Below are 19,883 nucleotides of genomic sequence, written 5' to 3'. Positions count from 1 at the left end.
CCGGTCCGACGCCCCCGCGCGTCGCCCGGTGACCGGGGTTGCGCGAGAATGGTCGGGCTGTGCGCATCCACTTCCCGCCCGACCTGCCGGTCTCGGCCCGTCGCGACGACATCGCCGACGCCATCCGCGACCACCAGGTCGTGATCGTGGCGGGGGAGACCGGGTCGGGCAAGACCACCCAGCTGCCCAAGATCGCGATGATGCTGGGGCGGGGCGAGGGCGTGGCCGCCGGCGGCAAGCTGATCGGGCACACCCAGCCCCGGCGCATCGCGGCGCGCAGCGTGGCCGAGCGGATCGCCGAGGAGCTCGGCGACGAGCTGGGGGAGACCGTCGGCTACCAGGTGCGGTTCACCGACAAGACCTCGCGCCAGGGGCGCCTGAAGGTGATGACCGACGGCATCCTGCTGGCCGAGCTCCAGCACGACCGGGACCTGAAGCGCTACGACACCCTGATCATCGACGAGGCCCACGAGCGCAGCCTCAACATCGACTTCATCCTGGGCTACCTCAAGCGGCTGCTCCCGCGGCGGCCCGACCTCAAGCTCGTGATCACCTCCGCCACGATCGACCCCGAGCGGTTCGCCGAGCACTTCGCCGACGCCCACGGCAACGCCGCGCCGATCATCGAGGTCTCGGGACGCACGTTCCCGGTCGAGGTCCGCTACCGCCCGCTGCTCGAGGAGTCGTACGACGACGACGAGGGCGAGCCCGTCCAGCGCGACCAGACCGAGGCGATCGACGCGGCGGTCGAGGAGCTGCTGCGCGACACCCGCGGCGACATCCTGGTCTTCCTGCCCGGCGAGCGGGAGATCCGCGACACCGAGGACGCACTGCGCCACCGGTCGGAGGGCCCGCGCGGCTTCGACGTCGTGCCGCTCTACTCCCGCCTCTCCGCCGCCGAGCAGCACCGCGTCTTCGAGCGGCACACCCGGCGCCGCGTCGTGCTGGCCACCAACGTGGCCGAGACCTCGCTGACCGTCCCGGGCATCACCGCGGTCATCGACACCGGCCTGGCCCGGATCAGCCGCTGGTCCTCGCGCACCAAGGTGCAGCGCCTGCCCGTCGAGGCGATCAGCCAGGCCAGCGCCCAGCAGCGCTCGGGCCGGTGCGGTCGCGTCGAGGCCGGCGTCGCGATCCGGCTCTACAGCGAGGAGGACTTCGAGGCGCGCCCGGAGTTCACCGAGCCCGAGATCCTGCGCACCTCCCTGGCCAGCGTCATCCTCCAGATGACCTCGCTCGGGCTGGGCCAGGTCGAGCGGTTCCCCTTCGTCGAGCCGCCCGACACCCGCGCCGTGCGGGCCGGCGTCCAGCTGCTCGAGGAGCTCGGGGCGCTGGTGCCCGCCGGGCGGCCGACCCCGGGACCCGGCACCGGGCGTGGCGGCCGCGGCGGCGAGCGCGGCCGCCGGCTGACCGCGACCGGCCGCACCCTGGCCCGGCTGCCGATCGACCCGCGGCTGGCCCGGATGATCCTGGAGGCCGACCGGCTCGGCTGCGTGCGCGAGGTGCTGGTGATCACCGCCGCCCTCTCGATCCAGGACCCGCGCGAGCGCCCGGTCGAGCACCGCGCCCACGCCGACCAGCTCCACGCCCGCTTCCGCGACCCGCGCTCGGACTTCATGTCCTGGCTGAACCTGTGGCGTCACCTCAAGGGACTCCAGTCCGAGCTCGGCTCGAGCGCGTTCCGCCGCCGCTGCCGCGAGGAGCACCTGAACTACGTGCGCATCCGGGAGTGGCAGGACTTCGAGTCCCAGCTGCGCCAGGTCGCGAAGCAGGTCGGGCTGACGCCGGGACGTGCGGCCGGCGCCGAGGACGCGGTCGACGGCGACGCCGTCCACCAGGCGCTGCTCTCGGGACTGCTGTCCCACATCGGGCTGCGCGACGCCGACAAGCGCGACTACCTGGGGGCGCGTGGCACCCGGTTCTCGCTCTTCCCCGGGTCGGGACTGTTCAAGAAGCAGCCCGACCTGGTGATGGCCGGCGAGCTGGTCGAGACCTCGCGGCTCTACGCCCGGCAGAACGCCGCGATCGACCCCGAGTGGGCCGAGCGGCTCGCCGGCGACCTGGTCACCCGGACCCTCTCGGAGCCGCACTGGTCCCGCAAGCGCGAGTCGGCCCAGGCCCACGAGCGGGTGACCCTGTACGGCGTACCCCTCGTCGCGGACCGCACCGTGGCCCTCGGCACCCGCGACCCCGAGCTGGCCCGCGAGCTGTTCATCCGCCACGCCCTGGTCGGCGGGGAGTGGCGCGCGCGGCACAAGTTCTTCGAGACCAACCGCGAGCTGCTCGAGGACGCCGCCGAGCTGGAGAACCGCGCCCGGCGCCGCGACATCGTGGTCGACGAGGAGACGCTCTTCGACTTCTACGAGGCCCGGATCCCGCCCGAGGTCGTCTCCGGCGGTCACTTCGACGGCTGGTGGAAGGGCGAGCGGCGACGCCGACCCGACCTGCTGACCTTCGACCCCTCGATGCTGGTCAACGACGCGGCCGACGAGGTCACGGCGCAGGACTTCCCCGACACCTGGGCCGAGGGGCCGCTGACCTTCTCGCTGAGCTACCACTTCGAGCCGGGTGCGGTCGACGACGGGGTCACCGTCGACGTCCCGCTGGCCACCTTGAACACCGTCGGGCCCGACCCGTTCACCTGGAACGTCCCCGGCCTGCGCCTGGAGCTGGTCACCGCGCTGATCCGCTCGCTGCCCAAGCCGCTGCGGGTGCACTTCGTGCCCGCGCCCGACATGGCGCGACGGTTCCTCGAGGTCGCCCCGCCGGGGGAGGAGGACCTGCTCAGCTCGCTCTCGCGCCACCTGCGATCGATGACCGGGGTGCACGTGCCGCGCGAGGCCTGGGACCTCGAGCGGGTGCCGGCCCACCTGCGCCCGCGCTTCCGGGTGGTCGACGACGACGGCCGCGAGGTGGCGATCGGCAAGGACCTCGAGGAGGTCAAGGGTCCGCTGCGGCCCTCGTTCGACGCCGCGGTCCAGCAGGTCGCCTCCGAGTCCGGGATCGACGCGACCGGTCAGACCCGGTGGACCTTCGGGACGGTCGAGACGTCGTTCACCCGCTCGCGGGCCGGTCACGAGGTGCGCGTCTACCCCACGCTGGTCGACGAGGGTGCCTCGGTCGGGCTGCGGGTCGCCGCCTCGGCCTCGGAGCAGGAGGCCCACCACCGTCTCGGCGTACGCCGCCTGGTGCTGCTCGCGGTGCCGTCGCCGGTCTCCGCGATGCTCGACGGGCTCGACAACACCGCCAAGCTCGGGCTGGCCGCCTCGCCGTACCCGGGCGCCCGCGCCCTGGTGGAGGACTGCGTCGTGGCCGCCGCGGGGGAGCTGGTCGACCAGACGCCCGTCGTCCGTGACGAGGCGGCCTTCGACGCGCTCGTGGCCCGCGCCCGCGCCGAGCTGCCCGACCGGTCGGTGGGCGTGCTGCACCAGGTGCTGCGCGTGCTGGCCGCCTGGCGCCCGGTCGACAAGGCGCTGCGCGGACGCGTCGAGATGGCCGCACTGCCGGCGATGAACGACCTGCGCGCGCAGCTCGAGCGGCTGGTGGGTCCGGGGTTCGTCGGGGACGCCGGGGCCGAGGCGCTGCGGCACTACCCGCGCTACCTCCAGGCGATGCAGCAGCGGGTCGACCGGCTCGGCGACCTGTCGCGGGACCGGCAGCTGATGGACGCGGTCACCCCGCTCCAGCAGGCCTGGGAGCACCGGCTCGCGGCCCTGCCCCCCGGCGTACCCCCGACGGCCGATGTCCGCCGCGTCCGCTGGATGCTGGAGGAGTACCGCGTCAGCCTGTGGGCCCAGCAGCTCGGCACCGCCCAGCCCGTCTCCGACGCCCGCATCCGCAAGGCCCTCGACTCCACCTCCTGACCGGCCGGCCCCGGAAGCCCCCCGGCGAGGAGGCTCATCTGGTGGCCGAGGGGGCTCGTGTGGCGCGCGAGGGGGCTCATCTGGTGGCCGAGGGGGCCCATGTGGCGGGTGAGGGGGCCGGTCTGGCGACGTGCGAAAACTCGGTGGTGGGACCGCCGTGCACGTGGGACGGTCCAACCGTGCCCGATCCCGCGCCGTACGCCGACCTGCTGGCCCGCGTGCGGATGCTGCTCGCCCAGCTCGACCGCACGCCCGTCGTCGGGATCAGCGGGCACGGCGGATCCGGCAAGACCACCCTGGCTGCCGGGCTCGCCGTCTCGCTCGGGTTCGACGAGGAGCAGGTGGTCTCCACCGACTGCTTCTACGCGCGGGGGGCCGGACCCGGGTCCGGGTTGGACGACCTGCACGACTGGCCGGCCCTGATCGAGCTCCTGCACCGGGTACGGGCAAGCCCCAGGCCGTCGCGCCTGACGTACCCCGTGCGGATGTGGGACGGGGGCGAGGGTCGGTGTGACGTGGCCCTGCCTCCGGTCGTCCTCGTCGAGGGCATCCGCCTCCTGCGACCACTGACCCGCCCGGTGCTCGACCTCGCCGTCTGGATCGACCTACCACCCGAGATCGCGGCCCGACGTGCGCTGCGCCGCAACCGGGCTCAGGGCGACAGTGCCGCCGAGCTCGACCTCTGGCACACGAAGTGGATCCCCGAAGGCATCGCCTACGCCCGCGCGGTCGAGCCGGAGGGCCTGGCTGACCTCGTCCTCCCCGCTGCCGGACCCGGCGGCGACGAAGGGCTTGCATGACGAGCCTCCTCGGCCGCCAGACGCGCCTCCTCAGCGGCCACACGAGCCTCCTCAGCGGCCACACGAGCCTCCTCGGCCGCCAGACGAGCCTCCTCGGCCGCCAGACGCGCCTCCTCGGCGGCCACACGAGCCTCCTCGGCCGCCAGACGAGCCCCCTCGGCCGGGGACACGGTCAGAGGTGGGGCCGGGCCGCCTCGACGACCCGCTCGAACGTGGCGCGGTCCAAGGTGGCCCCCTCGCGCCGGACCGCGTCGGGCGAGAGCCGCAGCAGGCGGTTCAGGCGCACCTCGCTGGGGCGTCGCTGGGAGTCCCAGGCGCCGGTCCCGACGTCCATCCACAGCCGACCGGCGCGGCGCTCCTGCTCGGCGTCGCGGTCGTGGTCCTTCGAGGTCAGCTGGAGCGCGAGCAGGTCGGACCCCTCGCGACCGATGACGAGGACCGGGCGGTCCTTGCCCTGGGAGGCGTCCTCCTCGTAGGCGACCCAGGCCCAGCACACCTCGCCGGGGTCCGGGCGGCCGTCCGCCCGCGGGGCCCAGCCGAGCTGACGCGAGCCGCCGCCGGGAGCCGGTGCGGGGGCGGACGGGGCCGAGCGCCGTCCCGCCCGACGTCCGAGCCTGGTGCGGGTCGCGGTGCCTGACGAGGTCGCCCTCAGCAGCTCGCGGGTGACGACCGGGACCACGTCGCGCAGGACGCGCGCCATGCGGGGGGAGAGTCGCACGAGCATCCTCCTGCCGAAGCTGTGGAGCGCCGGACCGGGAGCGCCTCACGGCGCGTGGCCGCTCGAAGCGGCTATATGTGGGACCCGGGGCTGCCGCGGTCCGGCGCCCGCGATCACTGTACAACCGGTCCCCGGAGGACACACGCGAAGCGGACGTGGTGATCTCCACACCGCCATGACGGGGGCGGCGTAGGGGTCAGGCCAGCGCGTCGCGCAGCTCGAGGTGCGCGGCCCGCTCGAGCTGGTCGGCCAGGGTGGTCAGGCGTGAGGCCGAGACGTCGCTGGCGTACGTCGCCCCGTCGTGGTCGCGCACGCGTCCGGCGGCCGCTACCCGGGCGAACGCGGAGGCGCGGAACAGCGTGTCGGCGTACTCACCCCCGACCAGGCCGGCCAGGACCTGGTCCACCAGCGCCTGGACCTGCGCGGGCCCGGGCGGGTCGACGACGCCGGAGACCACCTCGCCCACCGGCACGTGCCGGCGACCCCGGTCGAACTCGATGGCCGCGGTCGCCGGGTCGGCGTGCACCCAGCTGCGCAGCAGGTAGAGCCGCCACAGCGACCCCGCCAGGGAGTCGGCCGGTGCGCCGGACCACAGGTCGGCCAGCGTCTCCAGGCCCTCGTCCTCGGCGAGGTGCACGACCCGGGAGACCAGGTCGACGTCGGCCTGCTCGCGCGCACCGCGCACGAGGGCGTGGGCGGCGCGGTCGGCGGCCTCGCTCAGCGTGGCGGGGTCGGCGGACCCCTCGATCGCCTCGAAGTGCTTGGCTCCGGGCATCGAGGGGCGGTGGTGGGGCCGGTCGGTCGAGTCGCTCACGGCTCAGCCCAGCCGGGCAGCGGCCGCCCGCACGGCCGGAGCCATCAGGTCGGCCGGGATCGGGGCGGAGTCGTCGGCCTGGCCCGCGAGGTCCAGGCGGAGCAGCGAGACGCTGCTGCCGCTGCGCACGAGCCCGAACGCCTGGGCGTGGACGTCGCCGCCGACCTCGTAGGTGACGGTGTACTGCCAGGCGCTCCCGGCCGACGTCCCGGTGACCGGCTGGACCGGGCTGACCCGCACCGCGCTGGCGCGCACCCGGTCGCGGCAGCCGTCGTGCCAGGCCTGCACCACCTTGTCGATGCGCAGGGCGGTGCGGGCGTCGGGCGTGCGGGCGACCTGCTGGGCGGCGGTGTCCTGGCCGCTGCTGAAGCTGCGCTCGCTCACGGTCTCGGCCCCGATGGACAGCAGGTCGACCTTCTGGCACAGGCCGAAGGGCGAGGTCCCGGCCGGGCCGCTGCGCTCCTGGGCCCAGGCGGGCGAGCCGGGGACGGCCGGCAGCTGGGCGGTGGTCAGCAGCGGTCCGCCGCCGGTGGGGGCGGGGGTCGCCGAGGACGAGGCGCCGGTCCCGGTGCTGGCGGTGGCGGCCGACGAGGGGCTGGCCGTGGGGGAGGGCGTGGGCGTGGCCACGGGCGTGACCGTGACGGTGGAGGTCGCGGTCGGGGAGGGCGACGCGTCGGCCTTCGAGGTGTCGTCGCTGCGGCTGACCGAGCAGCCGGTGGTCAGGGCGCCGGCGGCCAGGCCCAGCGCGAGCAGGGCCAGGGAGGGGTGGGATCGGCGCGCAGGCATGGGCTCAGCGTAGGCGTCGAGGGCGGGGGCGAGCCGACGCGGCCGGGCGTGGCGTGTCCCGCTATCGTGGCGGCGCCGGGGCAGCCGGTTCGGGGCGTTCCGCGCTCGCCTGCAGGAGGCGATCGGTGGCGGTCGACGACGAGAGGTCGCGTGGGTGCAGGTGCAGGTCAGGTCGTCGGTACGCCGAGGCGTCGCGGGCGTGGCCGGTCTGGTCGTGACCGCCCTCGTGGCGACCGGGTGCAGCTCCGGGCCGCAGACGCAGCCCACGGCCTCGCCCACCGCGTCGCCGAGCGCGCCGACCACCGTGACCCTCGCGGTCTACGGGGCCCGTCCCGTCCTGGAGACCTACCGCAAGCTGGCCGCCTCGTTCACGACCAAGCACCCCGGCACGGTCGTGCGGGTGCGCGGCTACGCGACGCACGACCAGGCCATGGCGGCGCTGCAGAAGTCGCAGGCCGCGGGGGATCCGCCCGACCTCTTCCTCGCCGACCACGGCGACCTGGGCCTGCTCGAGCAGGACAAGGCGCTGCGCCGGGTCGACGACCTCCTCTCCGAGCGCGAGGTGGACTTCGGTGACGGCTTCGCACGCAACGGCCTCGAGGCCTTCAGCTCCGACGCCGCGCTCCAGTGCATGCCGACCGACATCTCCCCGCTGGTCGTCTACTACAACCCGCGCCTGGTCGAGCTCGACCAGCTGCGCGAGCCCGGCCGCACGCAGGTCTCGCAGGACACGGGCTGGTCGCTGGACGACTTCGCGGTGGCGGCCGCCATGCCTCGCGCGCCCGGCGTCCGGGGCGTCTACGTCGCGCCCGAGGTGGAGCAGCTCGCGCCGTTCGTGTGGTCCGGCGGCGGCAAGGTCGTCGACGACACGGACAAGCCCACCACCACCACCCTGGCCGACGACTCCTCGACCGCAGCGCTCGAGCGGCTGCTGACGATCGTGCGCGACCCCGGCAACTCCTTCGGCCCCCGGGCGCTGCGCCGCACCTCGGCGCTCAAGCGCTTCGAGCAGGGCAAGCTCGGCATGATCCTGGGCTACCGCGACCTGGTGCCGCAGCTGCGCGCGCGGCAGAGCCTCACCTTCGACGTGATGCCGATCCCGCGGGTCGGCAGCAGCGAGACCATCGGCTCGATGTCGGGGCTGTGCCTGTCCTCGGCGGTCAAGAACCCCGAGCGCGCCGCCGACGTCCTCACCTACCTGGTCTCCGACGCCTCGGCCTCGGCCCTGGCGGCCACCGGCTACGTGATGCCCGCCAACGTGGACGTGGTCAACGCCGACGCCTTCCTCCAGACGGGGCAGCGGCCGCTGCACTCCACCGTCTTCCCCCGCGAGCTGCGCGACATCCAGCTGCTGCCGACCACGGTCACGTGGCCGGCGGTCCGCGCCGAGGTGGACCGTCAGCTCGGGCCGATCTTCACCCAGCAGCAGGTCCTGCCCCTGCAGGACCGGCTCAAGGCGATCGACGACGCGTCGGTGACGATCTTCAACCCCGACGCGACGCCCAGCCCGACCCCGTCGCCCAGCCCGAGCACTACGTCCAGCCCGACCAGCCCCTCCTCGACCTCCACCCCCTGAGGCCCCGGGCGGCGGTCGACCGACCCCGCGCAGGACCCCGGGTCGGACCCGGGCCGTGCCTCAGGAGGCGGGCGGTGCGGCGGGCTCGTCGACCTGCGGGTCCACGATGGCGCGGGCCAGCATCGGAGCGGTGATCTCCACCTGCCAGCGGCGGGCGCCGAGCCGGGTGAGCTCCTCGGCCACCGCGGTCTCGACGTCACCGTCGAGGGCCGGGGGCTTCCACATCACGCGTCGCAGGTAGTCCGGCGTCAGCAGGTTCTCGATCGGGACCCGGTGCTCCTCGCCGAACTCCGACACGGCCGCGCGCGCGGTCGCCAGGCGGGCGGCGGCGACGGGGTCGCGCTCGGCCCAGACCCGCGGGGCGGGCGGCCCGTCGGAGCGCACGGTCAGCGGGGGCAGCTCCTGGTCGGGGAGCGCCCGCGCCGTCTCCAGCGCCGCCAGCCACTGGTCGGCGTGACGGCGGGCGCCCCGGCCGTTGAAGCCGGGGGTGTCCAGGAGCGAGCCGACGCTCGTGGGCGAGGCGTTGGCGGCGGCGATCATGGCGGCGTCGGGGATCAGCCGGCCGGGCGTGGTGTCGCGCTGCGCGGCGATCCGGTCGCGGGTGGTCCAGAGCTCGCGCACGGCGGCCAGACCACGACGTCCGCGCGCCTTGTGGATGCCCGAGGTGCGGCGCCACGGGTCGGTGCGCGGCGGCGGCACGTGGTCGATCAGGTGCTGGAACTCCTGGCGGGCCCACTCGGCCTTGCCCTGCTCCTTGAGCTCGGCCGCGATGACGTCGCGCAGCTCGACGAGCACCTCGACGTCGAGGGCGGCGTACTCCAACCAGGGCTCGGGCAGCGGGCGCCGCGACCAGTCGACGGCCGAGTGCTCCTTGCGCATCGCCTCGCCCATGATCACCTCGACCAGGGTGGCCAGGCCGACGCGCGGGTAGCCCAGGAGCCGCGCCGCGAGCTCGGTGTCGAACAGGCGGGTCGGGTGCAGTCCCACGTCGCGCAGGCACGGGAGGTCCTGGCTCGCGGCGTGCAGGATCCACTCCGCGTCGCCGAACGCCGCGCCGAGATCGGTGAGGTCCTCGAAGGCGATCGGGTCGACCAGGGCCGTCCCGGAGCCCTCGCGGCGCAGCTGGATGAGGTAGGCGCGCTGGGAGTAGCGGTAGCCGGAGGCGCGCTCGGCGTCCAGCGCCAGCGGGCCGGTGCCCTCGCGCACCCGGCGCACGACCTCGGCGAGCTGGTCGTCGGTGTCGACGATGGGGGGCAGTCCGTCGCGCAGGGTCAGCAGCGGCGCGGGGGGCGCGGCCGCCTCCTCGGTGGCGACGACCTCGTCGTCCTGGGAGGTGGGATCCGGCATCAGGAGGGGCCGCGCTGACCGCGTCGCGTCAGGCCCGACCCCAGGGTCACGACACCCTCGGGCACCGGCGGCAGGCCCACGGCCGTGCACATCAGCTCGCCCCACGCCTCGACGTGCGGGGTCAGGTCGCCGCTCGGCGACCAGGAGGCGCGGATCTCGAGCTGCGCGGTCGGGGGCTCCTCGAGCATGCCGCCGAAGCTCTCGGAGCTGACGCAGGTGACGCTCCCCGACGGCACGGCGTACGCCGCTCCGTGGGCGTCGAGCGCCTCGACCAGCCAGCTCCAGCCGACGCCGGCGAGCATCGGGTCGGTGACCAGCTCCGGGTCGATCTCGGCGCGGGCGTAGGCCACGCAGCGGAAGGTGCCGCCCCAGGCGTCGTTGCCGGCCGGGTCGTGGAGCAGCACGAGCCGGCCGCTGCCGGTGTCCTCGCCGTCGACGGTGACGTCGGCCGAGAGGGCGGACGCGTAGGGGGCGATGCGCTGGGGTGCCGGCATCTCCTCGACGAAGAGCTCGCTGCGGAACCGGGCCTTGTGCATCTGCGCCAGGGCTGCACGGAACTCGGAGGGAGCCACCGGAGGCTCGATGCGCGGTTGATCGGGTGCCGCCATGGTCCACAGGTTAGGGCGCGGGCCCCTGGGTGGCCGCTCGACTCGCCGCCGTGACCTGCGAGGATCGACCCATGCCCGCCGCCTCCACGACGAACCCCTCGCTTCACGACTCCGCCTTCCTGCGGGCCGCCCGCGGGGAGCCCGGGCCGCACACCCCGGTGTGGTTCATGCGGCAGGCCGGCCGCTCCTTGCCGGAGTACCTCAAGGTGCGCGAGGGCGTCTCCATGCTCGACTCCTGCATGCGCCCCGACCTGGTCGTGGAGATCACCATGCAGCCCGTGCGCCGGTACGGCGTGGACGCCGCGATCTTCTTCTCCGACATCGTGCTGCCGCTCAAGGCGGTCGGCGTCGACCTCGACATCAAGCCCGGCGTGGGACCCGTCGTCGCGCACCCGGTGAGCACGCTCGCCGACGTCGAGGCGATCCCGGACCTGACGGTCGAGCACGTCCCCTTCATCACCGAGGCGGTGCAGGGCCTGGTCGGCGAGCTGGGGGACACCCCGCTGATCGGCTTCGCCGGCGCGCCCTTCACCGTCGCCTCCTACCTGGTCGAGGGTGGTCCGTCGAAGGACCACGCCCGCACCAAGGCGATGATGTTCGGCGCCCCCGACGTCTGGGCGGCGCTGATGGCCAAGATCTCCGGGATCGCCGCGGCCTACCTCGAGGTGCAGGTCGACGCCGGCGCCAGCGCGGTGCAGCTGTTCGACTCCTGGGCCGGTGCCGTCACGCGGGCCGACTACGAGACCCACGTGATGCCGTGGTCCGCCGGGGTCCTGGAGCGGATCGGCGCGACCGGCGTCCCGCGGATCCACTTCGGGGTGGGCACCGGGGAGATCCTCGACCTGATGGGCGAGGCCGGCGCCGACGTGGTCGGCGTCGACTGGCGGGTCCCGCTCTCGGCCGGCATCGAGCGCGTGGGCGGTCGGGCGGTGCAGGGCAACCTGGACCCGACGCTGGTCTTCGCCCCCACCGAGGTGATGCTCGCCCGCGCCGCCGAGGTCCTGGACGCCGGTCGCGCCGCACCGGGTCACGTGTTCAACCTGGGCCACGGCGTCATCCCCGCCACCGACCCCGACCAGCTCGCCCGCCTCACCGACTTCGTTCACGAGCACTCCGCCCGCTGAGGCGTCCCGTGGCGGCGCGGGGCGCTGTGCGACGCTGGGAGACGTGATCCCGACGCCCGACCCGCTGCACGTGGTCGTGGTCGGCGGGGGCGTCTCGGGACTCACCGCCGCACGCCGCCTGGCCCAGGAGCTGCGCGACCGTCCGGACCTCCCCGGCGCCCGCGTGACCGTGCTGGAGGCCTCCCCGCGCCTGGGCGGCAGCCTGCGCACCGAGGAGGTCGGCGGGGTCCGCGTCGACGTCGGGGCCGAGGCGATGCTGAACCGCCGTCCCGAGGGCGTCGACCTGGTCCGCGGCACCGACCTGGCCGAGGACCTGGTCCACCCCGCGACCACGGCGGCCAACCTCTGGACCCGCGGCCGGCTGGTGCCGATGCCGCGGACGCTGATGGGGGTGCCCCTGGACCTCGACACCCTCGACGGCGTCGTGTCGCCCGCCGGCGTCGCGCGGGCGCGGCTCGACGCCGAGCTCCCGGCCACCGAGCTGGGCACCGACGACGTCAGCGTCGGCGACCTGGTCGGGCAGCGGCTCGGCGACGAGGTCGTCGACCGGCTGGTCGAGCCGCTCCTGGGTGGGGTGTACGCCGGTCACGCCCGCGAGCTCTCCGCCCGCGCCGCCGTGCCGCAGCTCGTGGCCCTCCTCGAGCGCGACCCCTCGCTGGTCCGCGCGGCCGCGTCGGCGCTCCCGCCGCCGCTGGACCCCGCCACCGCCCCGCCGGTCTTCGCCGGCATCCGCGGAGGCGTCGGCCGGCTGCCCGACGCCCTGGCCGCGACCCCGGGGGTCGAGGTCCGCACCGGCGTGACCGTGCGCGAGCTGCGTCGCGACGAGCGGGGCTGGAAGATGGTGGTCGGCTCGGCCCACGACCCCGAGGTCGTGCACGCCGACGCCGTCGTCCTGGCCACGCCCGCCCGTGCCACCGCGCGCCTGCTCGGCACCGCCGCCCCCCGCGCCGCCGCCGTGCTGGAGGGGGTCGAGGCGGCGTCGATGGCCGTGGTCACCCTGGCCCTCCCCGCCGCCTCCTTCCCCGACGTGGCCGGGTCGGGCTTCCTGGTCCCGCCCGTGGACGGGCACCGGATCAAGGCGGCGACCTTCTCCTTCGCCAAGTGGGCCTGGGTCCGGGAGGCGGGGGCCGCCGGCACGACCGAGCCGCTGCTGGTGCTGCGCTGCTCGATGGGGCGCCACCGGGAGGAGGCGACCCTCCAGCGCAGCGACGAGGAGCTGGTCGCCCTCGCCCTGGCCGACCTGGCCGAGGCGACCGGGCTGGCCGTGCCCCCGGTCGACACCCACGTCCAGCGCTGGGGCGGCGCCCTGCCGCAGTACGCCGTGGGCCACCTGGCCCGGGTCGCCGACGTCCGGCGCGCGGTGGCGGCCGTGCCGGGGCTGGCGGTCTGCGGGTCGACGTACGACGGCGTGGGCATCCCGGCCTGCATCGCCTCGGCCCACCGGGCGGTGGCCGAGCTGTTGGCCACCTTTGGGACACTGGACCCATGACGTCGACCGGCAAGAAGGCACGCGAGCTCAACGACACCATCCGCTACACGATGTGGTCGGTGTTCCGCCTGCGCGACGTCCTGGGCGAGGCCGACCGCGAGGCCGAGGCCCGCGAGGTCGACGACCTGTTCGCCAAGCTGGAGGCCGACGACGTCCTGGTCCGCGGGCTGTACGACGTTGCCGGCCTGCGCGCCGACGCCGACCTGATGGTCTGGTGGCACGCCGAGACCGTCGAGCAGGTCCAGGCGGCCTACCACCAGCTGCGCCGCACCCGCTTCGGTCGCCGCCTGGACCCGGTCTGGTCCCAGGTCGCGCTGCACCGCCCCGCGGAGTTCAACAAGAGCCACATCCCGGCGTTCCTGGCCGGTGAGGACGCGCGCGACTACGTCTGCGTCTACCCCTTCGTGCGCTCCTACGACTGGTACCTCCTCGAGGACTCCGAGCGCCGCGCCATGCTCGCCGAGCACGGCCAGATGGCCCGGGGCTTCCCCGACGTGCGGGCCAACACCGTGGCCAGCTTCGCGCTCGGCGACTACGAGTGGCTGCTGGCCTTCGAGGCCGACGAGCTGCACCGCATCGTGGACCTGATGCGCCACCTGCGCGCCTCCGAGGCCCGTCGTCACGTGCGCGAGGAGCTGCCGTTCTACACCGGTCGCCGGCGCACGCCGACCGAGCTGCTCACCGCGCTGCCCTGACCTGCCGCCCCACCGAGGAGCCCGCCGTGCCCACCTTCACCACCACGCTCTTGGCCGCCGGCGGGAACAACGTCGGCATCGAGCTGCCCGACGACGTCGTGGCGGCGCTGGGCGGCGTGCGGGTGCCGGTGACCGTCACGGTCAACGGCCACACCTACCGCTCGCGGACCGCCGTCATGGGCGGACGACACCTGGTCGGCGTCAACGCCGCCGAGCGGGCCGCCTCCGGGGTGGCGGCGGGGGAGGAGCACGAGGTCACGGTGGAGGTGGACACCGCCCCGCGCACCGTGGAGGTCCCCGACGACCTGGCCCGCGCGCTCGCGGACGCGGGCCTGCGCGACGCGTTCGACGGGCTGGCCCCCTCGCGCCGCAAGGAGCACGTGCGTCAGGTCGAGGAGGCCAAGGCCGCGGCGACCCGCGAGCGTCGCGTCACCAGGGTCGTGGACAGCCTGTCCTGACCACCGCGGGCGAGGTGGTCAGGCGTCCTCGGGGCCCGCGGTGGGCTCGAGGGTCATGCTGATCGAGTTGATGCAGTAGCGCTGGTCGGTCGGCGTGCCGTAGCCCTCGCCCTCGAAGACGTGCCCGAGGTGGGAGCCGCAGGCCGCGCAGCGGACCTCGGTGCGGACGCTGCCGAAGGACCGGTCCTCGACGTACTCCACGGAGTCGCCGGCCAGGGGCGCGTAGAACGACGGCCAGCCGCAGTGGGAGTCGAACTTGGTCTCCGAGGTGAACAGCTCGGCCTGGCACGCGCGGCAGCGGTAGGTGCCGACCGTCTTGGTGTCGGTGTACTCACCGACGTACGGCGCCTCGGTGCCCGCCTGGCGCAGGACCTTGTACTCGTCGGCCCCCAGCTCCTCGCGCCACTCGGCCTCGGACTTCTGCACGCGGTAGGTCATGTCTCAAGAGTACGAAAGCCCTCAAGCGGGGTACCTGGGTGGTGCAGACTCGGGCCGCACTGGTGAGATCGGTCACCAGGGCCCTTGACGTGGTCAGTGGACACCTGTTCACTGACCACCGGGGTCCACCCAACAACGGAGGTAGCGCACGCATGGTCGTTGAGAAGGTCTCGTGGGCTGAGGTCCGCAAGGTGGGGGCGCGGCTCACGACGCCGCTGGCCCCGGACGACTACCTGCGGCTGGTGAACCCGCTGTGGACCTCGCGCGAGCTGCGTGGCCGCATCGAGAAGGTCATCCCCGAGACCGACGACGCGGCGACCATCGTGATCCGGCCCGGCTGGGGCTGGCGCTACGAGCACGTCGCCGGGCAGTACGTCGGCATCGGCATCCAGGTCGACGGCAAGATCCACTGGCGCTCCTACTCGGTGTCCTCGGCCCCCAAGCGGACGGGTCGCACCATCGCGATCACCGTGCGCGCGATGCCCGAGGGCTTCCTGTCCGACCACCTCGTCAACGGCCTGGAGCCGGGCACGATCCTGCGCCTGGCCGCCCCCAACGGCGACTTCGTGCTCCCCGACCCGCCGCCGGCGAAGCTGTTCTTCCTGGTCGGCGGCAGCGGCATCACCCCGGTGATGTCGATGCTGCGCACCCTGGACCGTCGCGGCACCGTGCCCGACGTGGTGCTGGCCTACAGCTCGCCGACGCGGGACCGGATGATCTTCCGCGACGAGCTGCTCGCCCTGAGCGAGAAGCACGAGGGCTTCCGACTGCACGAGCAGCACACCGACGACGACGGCATGCTCGAGATGAAGGACCTGGACCGGGTCTGCCCGGACTGGAAGGACCGCGAGACCTACGCCTGCGGTCCTGCTCCGATGCTGGACGCCTGCGAGGAGCACTGGGAGCAGGCCGGTCTCGAGGACCACCTGCACCTCGAGCGGTTCTCCCTCGACCTCGGCGGCGAGGGGGGCGAGGGCGGCACGCTGACCTTCACCAACTCGCAGAAGTCGGTCGAGGTGGACGGTGCGACCACCGTGCTCGAGGCGGGCGAGGAGGCCGGTGTCGGCCTGCCCTACGGCTGCCGCATGGGCATCTGCCACACCTGCACCATCACCCTCGTCGAGGGCACCGTGCGCGACCTGCGCAGCGGCGACGAGTACTCCGGGCCCAACGAGCCCATCCAGACCTGCGTCACGGCCCTGGCCGGCGACTGCAAGCTCGACATCTGACCACCACACCGCGAGAAGCAGAGGGAGAAGCATGGCCATCGCCGACGTCAAGGACTACACCCATCTCACACCGGAGGAGGTGGAGGAGATCGGTCGCCAGTTCGACCAGATCCGCAAGGACATCGAGGAGTCCCGCGGCGCCGGCGACGCGGCGTACATCAACCGGCTGATCACGGTCCAGCGCCGCCTCGCCGCCGCCGGTCGCATCACCCTGTTCGCCAGCAAGTGGAAGCCGGCCTTCTTCGCCGGTGCCGCCATGCTCGGCGCGGCCAAGATCCTGGAGAACATGGAGATCGGCCACAACGTCATGCACGGCCAGTGGGACTGGATGAACGACCCCGAGATCCACTCCAGCACCTGGGAGTGGGACACCACCCAGCCCGCCGAGCAGTGGAAGCACAGCCACAACTACGTGCACCACCAGTTCACCAACGTGCTGGGCCACGACAACGACATCGGGTACGGCATCCTCCGGATGGCGCGCGAGCAGAAGTGGAACCCCTTCAACCTGGGCAACCCGATCTACAACGCGATGCTCGCCACGCTGTTCCAGTGGGGCGTCGCCCTGCACGACCTCGACATCGAGGCCATCCGCAAGGGTCAGAAGGACCCCAAGCTGATGAAGAAGCAGCTCAAGCAGATCGGGGTCAAGGTCCGCCGCCAGGTCGGCAAGGACTACATCCTGTTCCCGCTGCTGACCGGTCCCGCGTTCGTGGAGACCGCCAAGGCCAACGCCCTGGCCAACCTCTCGCGCAACCTGTGGTCCTACATGATCATCTTCTGCGGTCACTTCCCCGACGGTGCCCTGCACTTCACCGAGGAGGAGATCGAGGACGAGACCCGCGCCGAGTGGTACCTGCGCCAGGCGCTCGGCTCCGCGAACTTCGAGGGCAGCCCGTTCCTGCACGTGATGTCGGGCAACCTGGGCTACCAGATCGAGCACCACCTGTTCCCGGACCTGCCCAGCAACCGCTACCCCGAGATCGCCGCGCGCGTGCGCCCGGTCCTGGAGCAGAACGGCATCCCCTACACCACCGGGCCGCTCTACAAGCAGTACAGCCAGGTGCTCCGCACGATCCACAAGCTGGCGCTGCCCAACAAGTTCACCAAGCCCGACCGCCACGACGGTCCCGCGGGCCCCGACGTGCCGCGTGGCCGCAAGAAGGACGACGAGCGTCCCACCCGTCGTGCGGAGACCGGCAACTGGACCTCCCGGGCCTCTGCGTGACCACCACCCCCACGAGGCGCTCGTTGCGCTCCCGCCCCGCCGGGGGCCCCGGATGATCGACCAGCCGACCGTCGGCATCGGGGACCTGCCGTTCGCCAGCAAGGGTGACCTCGGTCTGGACAAGATGCGGGTGACGCAGTGTGCGCTCAGCCGGATCTGCGGGGTCTGCGCGCAGACCCTGGACCGGCCCGTGGTCTTCCTCGGCACTGCCGAGGAGGCCGAGGCCAACGCCTTCCACTTCCCGCCCACCCACCGGGCGTGCGCCGAGCACGCCCTGCGGCACTGGGCGCGGACGTGGGGCGTGGCGCTGGGACAGGCCAAGCAGCCGGAGCGCTGGGTGCTCGTGACCACCGCGGGCTTCGAGTTCGTGCGTCCCACGCACGACTCCGTCGACCGCCGGCCGGTGTTCGCACCCAACTCGGTGATCGAGGATGAGCGTGACGGCCTCGCGGGCGGGACGTCGGGGTCCGTGACCCCGCTCGCGCCCCTCACGGTGGTCTGAGCGACCGAGCAGGATCCCTCGACGCACGGCCCGGGCGACCCGCCCGGGCCGTGCGTCGTTCCCGCGTCCGGCCCGCCACCTGCGTCCTGTCGGGGCGAGCCTCTAGCGTGGGCCCATGGCGAAGACCGCAGCGGCGATGGTGACGGTGGGCGAGCGCGAGGTGCGTGTCTCCAGCCCCGACCGGGTGGTCTACGAGGCGACCGACCGGACGCCGGCGGTCACCAAGCTGGCGGTGTGCGAGTACTTCGCCGACGTCGGCGAGACCATGATGCGGGCGGTGAGGGAGCGGCCCACGGCCATGGAGCGCTGGCCCGACGGCTGGCGCGAGGGCATGCGCCTGGCGACCGGCCCGCAGGACCGCGGCGGCGACGGCTTCTACCAGAAGCGGCTGCCCCGAGGGGCCCCGGACTTCGTGGAGACCGTCGAGATCCGCTTCCCCAGCGGCCGCACCGCCGACGAGCTGTGCCCCACCGAGCCGGCGTCGCTGGTCTGGGCCGCTCAGATGGGGGCCCTGACGTTCCACCCCTGGCCGGTGCGCCGCCCGGACGTCGACCACCCCGACGAGCTGCGGCTCGACCTGGACCCCCAGCCCGGCACGACCTTCGCCGACGTGCGCCGCGTGGCCGAGACGATGCGTGAGCTGCTCGCCGAGCTCGGGCTGACGGCGTACGCCAAGACGAGCGGGAACCGTGGCGTGCACGTCTACGTGCGGCTCGAGCCGCGCTGGACCTTCGACGAGGTGCGCCACGGGGCCATCGGGCTCGGCCGGGAGCTGGAGCGGCGCGACGCCGGGGTCACCACGGCCTGGTGGAAGGAGCAGCGGGGCGAGCGGGTCTTCCTGGACTACAACCAGAACCTGCGCGACCGCACCATCGCCAGCGCGTGGAGCCTGCGGGCGCGGCCCGGTGCGCCGGTGAGCACCCCCCTGACCTGGGAGCAGCTCGCCGAGCTGGAGGACCCCCGTGACCTCCACCTGGGCAGCGTCCGGGACCGCCTGGCCGACGGCGACCCGTGGGCGGGCCTCGACGACGTCGGGCACTCGCTCGCGCCGTTGCTGGAGCTGTGGGAGACCCTGCCCGGCGGGGAGCTGAACTGGCCCCCGGACTACCCCAAGCAGCCGGGGGAGCCGCCGCGGGTGCAGCCCAGCAAGAAGGTCGCCGAGCACTGGGACGAGTCGGGCAACCGGGTCGAGGACCAGTGACGGCGGGTGCGGCCTACTGACGCAGGTGGGCGACGGCGTCCCAGGCGGGGTCGTGCATGGCGTGCACCTTGGCGCGTCCGCCCTGCCACCCGTTGGCCGCGGCCGTCAGCTGGTCGACGGCGTCGGTGGTGGAGTCGAGGAAGAGGTGGAGCGTGCGGGTCCCGCCGGTGCTGAGGTGGGCCACGAGCTCGCCACGGCTCCCCAGCTCCTCGGTCAGGCGCGCGGCGAAGGCGTCCAGGGCGGCCGCCGTCGCCTCGTCGGGGAGCCCCTGGGAGTCACGCCCCCGGTAGGGCAGCGAGACCGAGACGTAGGTGTCGAGATGGGGTGCCGTGGCGGGCACCAGCAGCCGTCGCACCAGCGCCGTGAGCCGGCCCGAGGGCCCCTGGCCCTGGAGCTGCACCCAGCGGGGCGCCCCGTCGGCGTCGACGTGCTGGCGCTCGAGGTCCCGCACGACCGAGCGCAGGGCGACCAGGCCGAACCCGTCGACCGGCGGGGTCGGGGACGCCTCGATGTCGCCGATCCACAGCTCCGTGCCGAGCTCGCCCAGCGTCGCGTCGAGGGCCTGCATGGTGAGGGCCTGGCGCGACTCGGCCGAGAGGTCGGCGTACGCCGGGTGGTGGACCGTGACGTCCATCTGCGAGCCCTGCATCCGGGCCGCGACCCGGACCCGGTCGAGGTCGACCAGCTCGCCGTCGGAGAACAGCACGACCTCCTCGGGAGCGGGGGAGGCGGGCCGGTGGTCGGTGACCGTCCAGCCGTCGTCCTCGGGCGCCGCCAGGACGAGCCGTCGCGCTGTCGCCCGGCGCTCGGGATCCCCACCGGCCACGACCAGGAGCACCGGTCGGGTCTGCTCGTCGGCCAGCACCTCACCGGTCAGGCCGAGGGGGGCCAGGTGCTCGCCCAGCCCGGTGGCGCCCTCGGCGGTCCCGGCGGCGGCGCGGCCCTCCTCGGTCCACCACCGCCAGAACGCCTCCACGCGTGCATGGGTGGGGTCGGGCCCCGGGACG

General features: G+C 73.9%; 18 protein-coding genes. 11 read left to right on the top strand and 7 right to left on the bottom strand.

The features are described from left to right. The first annotated feature begins 59 nt into the window (after positions 1 to 59). Together hrpA and ACYVDA_RS17430 are read left to right on the top strand one after the other, a co-directional pair. Entirely contained in the window at positions 60 to 3,863 is a 3,804-nt protein-coding gene (gene hrpA, locus ACYVDA_RS17435; protein ID WP_460819722.1) for an ATP-dependent RNA helicase HrpA, read from the top strand. A 179-nt stretch (positions 3,864 to 4,042) separates the two neighbouring features. Beyond that, entirely contained in the window at positions 4,043 to 4,663 is a 621-nt protein-coding gene (locus tag ACYVDA_RS17430) for a uridine kinase family protein (protein ID WP_460819721.1), read from the top strand. A 172-nt stretch (positions 4,664 to 4,835) separates the two neighbouring features. Here ACYVDA_RS17430 and ACYVDA_RS17425 read toward each other — a convergent pair whose 3' ends face one another. The 3 genes from ACYVDA_RS17425 to ACYVDA_RS17415 form a co-directional block, all read right to left on the bottom strand. Then, entirely contained in the window at positions 4,836 to 5,381 is a 546-nt protein-coding gene (locus tag ACYVDA_RS17425) for a type II toxin-antitoxin system PemK/MazF family toxin (protein ID WP_460819720.1), read from the bottom strand. A 196-nt stretch (positions 5,382 to 5,577) separates the two neighbouring features. Beyond that, entirely contained in the window at positions 5,578 to 6,195 is a 618-nt protein-coding gene (locus ACYVDA_RS17420) for a hypothetical protein (RefSeq protein ID WP_460819719.1), read from the bottom strand. 3 nt (positions 6,196 to 6,198) lie between these two features. After that, entirely contained in the window at positions 6,199 to 6,981 is a 783-nt protein-coding gene (locus ACYVDA_RS17415) for a hypothetical protein (RefSeq protein WP_460819718.1), read from the bottom strand. Positions 6,982 to 7,180: 199 nt separating this feature from the next. Between ACYVDA_RS17415 and ACYVDA_RS17410 the strand changes: the two genes are divergently transcribed. After that, positions 7,181 to 8,557 (top strand): ABC transporter substrate-binding protein, encoded by a 1,377-nt coding sequence (locus tag ACYVDA_RS17410; RefSeq protein WP_460819717.1) that lies wholly within the window; start codon positions 7,181 to 7,183, stop codon positions 8,555 to 8,557. Between the two features lie 60 nt (positions 8,558 to 8,617). Here ACYVDA_RS17410 and ACYVDA_RS17405 read toward each other — a convergent pair whose 3' ends face one another. Both ACYVDA_RS17405 and ACYVDA_RS17400 read right to left on the bottom strand, forming a co-directional pair. After that, complete coding sequence (locus tag ACYVDA_RS17405) at positions 8,618 to 9,904, bottom strand: HRDC domain-containing protein (protein ID WP_460819716.1); 1,287 nt, start codon at positions 9,902 to 9,904, stop codon at positions 8,618 to 8,620. Continuing rightward, positions 9,904 to 10,512: a DUF3000 domain-containing protein gene (locus tag ACYVDA_RS17400; protein ID WP_460819715.1), complete on the bottom strand. Its 609-nt coding sequence runs from the start codon at positions 10,510 to 10,512 to the stop codon at positions 9,904 to 9,906. Before ACYVDA_RS17400 ends, ACYVDA_RS17405 begins: the two co-directional genes overlap by 1 nt. A gap of 71 nt (positions 10,513 to 10,583) precedes the next feature. On the opposite strand from ACYVDA_RS17400, the gene hemE reads away from it, so the two are divergent. The 4 genes from hemE to ACYVDA_RS17380 are packed head-to-tail and all read left to right on the top strand — an operon-like array spanning position 10,584 to position 14,278. Continuing rightward, on the top strand, positions 10,584 to 11,636 hold the full coding sequence (hemE, locus tag ACYVDA_RS17395; protein WP_460819714.1) for a uroporphyrinogen decarboxylase: 1,053 nt from the start codon (positions 10,584 to 10,586) through the stop codon (positions 11,634 to 11,636). A 43-nt stretch (positions 11,637 to 11,679) separates the two neighbouring features. Continuing rightward, positions 11,680 to 13,125: a protoporphyrinogen oxidase gene (gene hemG / locus ACYVDA_RS17390; RefSeq protein WP_460819713.1), complete on the top strand. Its 1,446-nt coding sequence runs from the start codon at positions 11,680 to 11,682 to the stop codon at positions 13,123 to 13,125. Continuing rightward, on the top strand, positions 13,122 to 13,820 hold the full coding sequence (gene hemQ / locus ACYVDA_RS17385) for a hydrogen peroxide-dependent heme synthase (RefSeq protein WP_460819712.1): 699 nt from the start codon (positions 13,122 to 13,124) through the stop codon (positions 13,818 to 13,820). The genes hemG and hemQ overlap by 4 nt, the downstream gene beginning before the upstream one ends. A 26-nt stretch (positions 13,821 to 13,846) precedes the next feature. Further along, positions 13,847 to 14,278 carry a YdeI/OmpD-associated family protein gene (locus ACYVDA_RS17380; protein ID WP_460819711.1) on the top strand — a complete coding sequence of 144 codons (432 nt, stop codon included), beginning with the start codon at positions 13,847 to 13,849 and terminating at the stop codon, positions 14,276 to 14,278. 18 nt (positions 14,279 to 14,296) lie between these two features. Here the strand turns inward: ACYVDA_RS17380 and msrB are convergent, their stop codons facing one another. Then, a complete protein-coding gene (gene msrB, locus ACYVDA_RS17375) occupies positions 14,297 to 14,716 on the bottom strand; it encodes a peptide-methionine (R)-S-oxide reductase MsrB (RefSeq protein WP_460819710.1) in 420 nt (139 codons plus the stop codon). 152 nt (positions 14,717 to 14,868) lie between these two features. On the opposite strand from msrB, the gene ACYVDA_RS17370 reads away from it, so the two are divergent. From ACYVDA_RS17370 to ACYVDA_RS17355, 4 genes are all read left to right on the top strand, one after another. After that, positions 14,869 to 15,945: a ferredoxin reductase gene (locus ACYVDA_RS17370; protein ID WP_460819709.1), complete on the top strand. Its 1,077-nt coding sequence runs from the start codon at positions 14,869 to 14,871 to the stop codon at positions 15,943 to 15,945. 31 nt (positions 15,946 to 15,976) lie between these two features. Beyond that, positions 15,977 to 17,173 carry a fatty acid desaturase family protein gene (locus ACYVDA_RS17365; RefSeq protein ID WP_460819708.1) on the top strand — a complete coding sequence of 399 codons (1,197 nt, stop codon included), beginning with the start codon at positions 15,977 to 15,979 and terminating at the stop codon, positions 17,171 to 17,173. A gap of 52 nt (positions 17,174 to 17,225) precedes the next feature. Next, complete coding sequence (locus ACYVDA_RS17360) at positions 17,226 to 17,675, top strand: hypothetical protein (protein WP_460819707.1); 450 nt, start codon at positions 17,226 to 17,228, stop codon at positions 17,673 to 17,675. A 115-nt stretch (positions 17,676 to 17,790) separates the two neighbouring features. Next, the gene (locus tag ACYVDA_RS17355) at positions 17,791 to 18,876 is read left to right on the top strand and encodes a DNA polymerase domain-containing protein (RefSeq protein WP_460819706.1); all 1,086 of its coding nucleotides are present in this window, start codon (positions 17,791 to 17,793) and stop codon (positions 18,874 to 18,876) included. A gap of 13 nt (positions 18,877 to 18,889) precedes the next feature. On the opposite strand, the gene ACYVDA_RS17350 is transcribed toward ACYVDA_RS17355, so the two are convergent. Beyond that, positions 18,890 to 19,852 carry a DUF695 domain-containing protein gene (locus ACYVDA_RS17350; RefSeq protein ID WP_460819705.1) on the bottom strand — a complete coding sequence of 321 codons (963 nt, stop codon included), beginning with the start codon at positions 19,850 to 19,852 and terminating at the stop codon, positions 18,890 to 18,892. Positions 19,853 to 19,883 lie beyond the last annotated feature (31 nt).

The organism is Nocardioides korecus (genome assembly GCF_054778395.1).
Note: the sequence above shows the minus strand (reverse complement) of the source record. Positions and strands in the feature narration are given on the sequence as shown.

What these genes read in the sequence shown, in the direction of transcription:
- hemQ (WP_460819712.1), top strand. Translation starts at nt 13,122, where the DNA reads ATGACGTCGACCGGCAAGAAGGCACGCGAGCTCAACGACACCATCCGC.
- ACYVDA_RS17415 (WP_460819718.1), bottom strand. Translation starts at nt 6,981, where the DNA reads ATGCCTGCGCGCCGATCCCACCCCTCCCTGGCCCTGCTCGCGCTGGGC.
- ACYVDA_RS17405 (WP_460819716.1), bottom strand. Translation starts at nt 9,904, where the DNA reads ATGCCGGATCCCACCTCCCAGGACGACGAGGTCGTCGCCACCGAGGAG.
- ACYVDA_RS17360 (WP_460819707.1), top strand. Translation starts at nt 17,226, where the DNA reads ATGATCGACCAGCCGACCGTCGGCATCGGGGACCTGCCGTTCGCCAGC.
- ACYVDA_RS17365 (WP_460819708.1), top strand. Translation starts at nt 15,977, where the DNA reads ATGGCCATCGCCGACGTCAAGGACTACACCCATCTCACACCGGAGGAG.
- ACYVDA_RS17370 (WP_460819709.1), top strand. Translation starts at nt 14,869, where the DNA reads ATGGTCGTTGAGAAGGTCTCGTGGGCTGAGGTCCGCAAGGTGGGGGCG.
- ACYVDA_RS17355 (WP_460819706.1), top strand. Translation starts at nt 17,791, where the DNA reads ATGGCGAAGACCGCAGCGGCGATGGTGACGGTGGGCGAGCGCGAGGTG.
- hemE (WP_460819714.1), top strand. Translation starts at nt 10,584, where the DNA reads ATGCCCGCCGCCTCCACGACGAACCCCTCGCTTCACGACTCCGCCTTC.
- msrB (WP_460819710.1), bottom strand. Translation starts at nt 14,716, where the DNA reads ATGACCTACCGCGTGCAGAAGTCCGAGGCCGAGTGGCGCGAGGAGCTG.
- ACYVDA_RS17400 (WP_460819715.1), bottom strand. Translation starts at nt 10,512, where the DNA reads ATGGCGGCACCCGATCAACCGCGCATCGAGCCTCCGGTGGCTCCCTCC.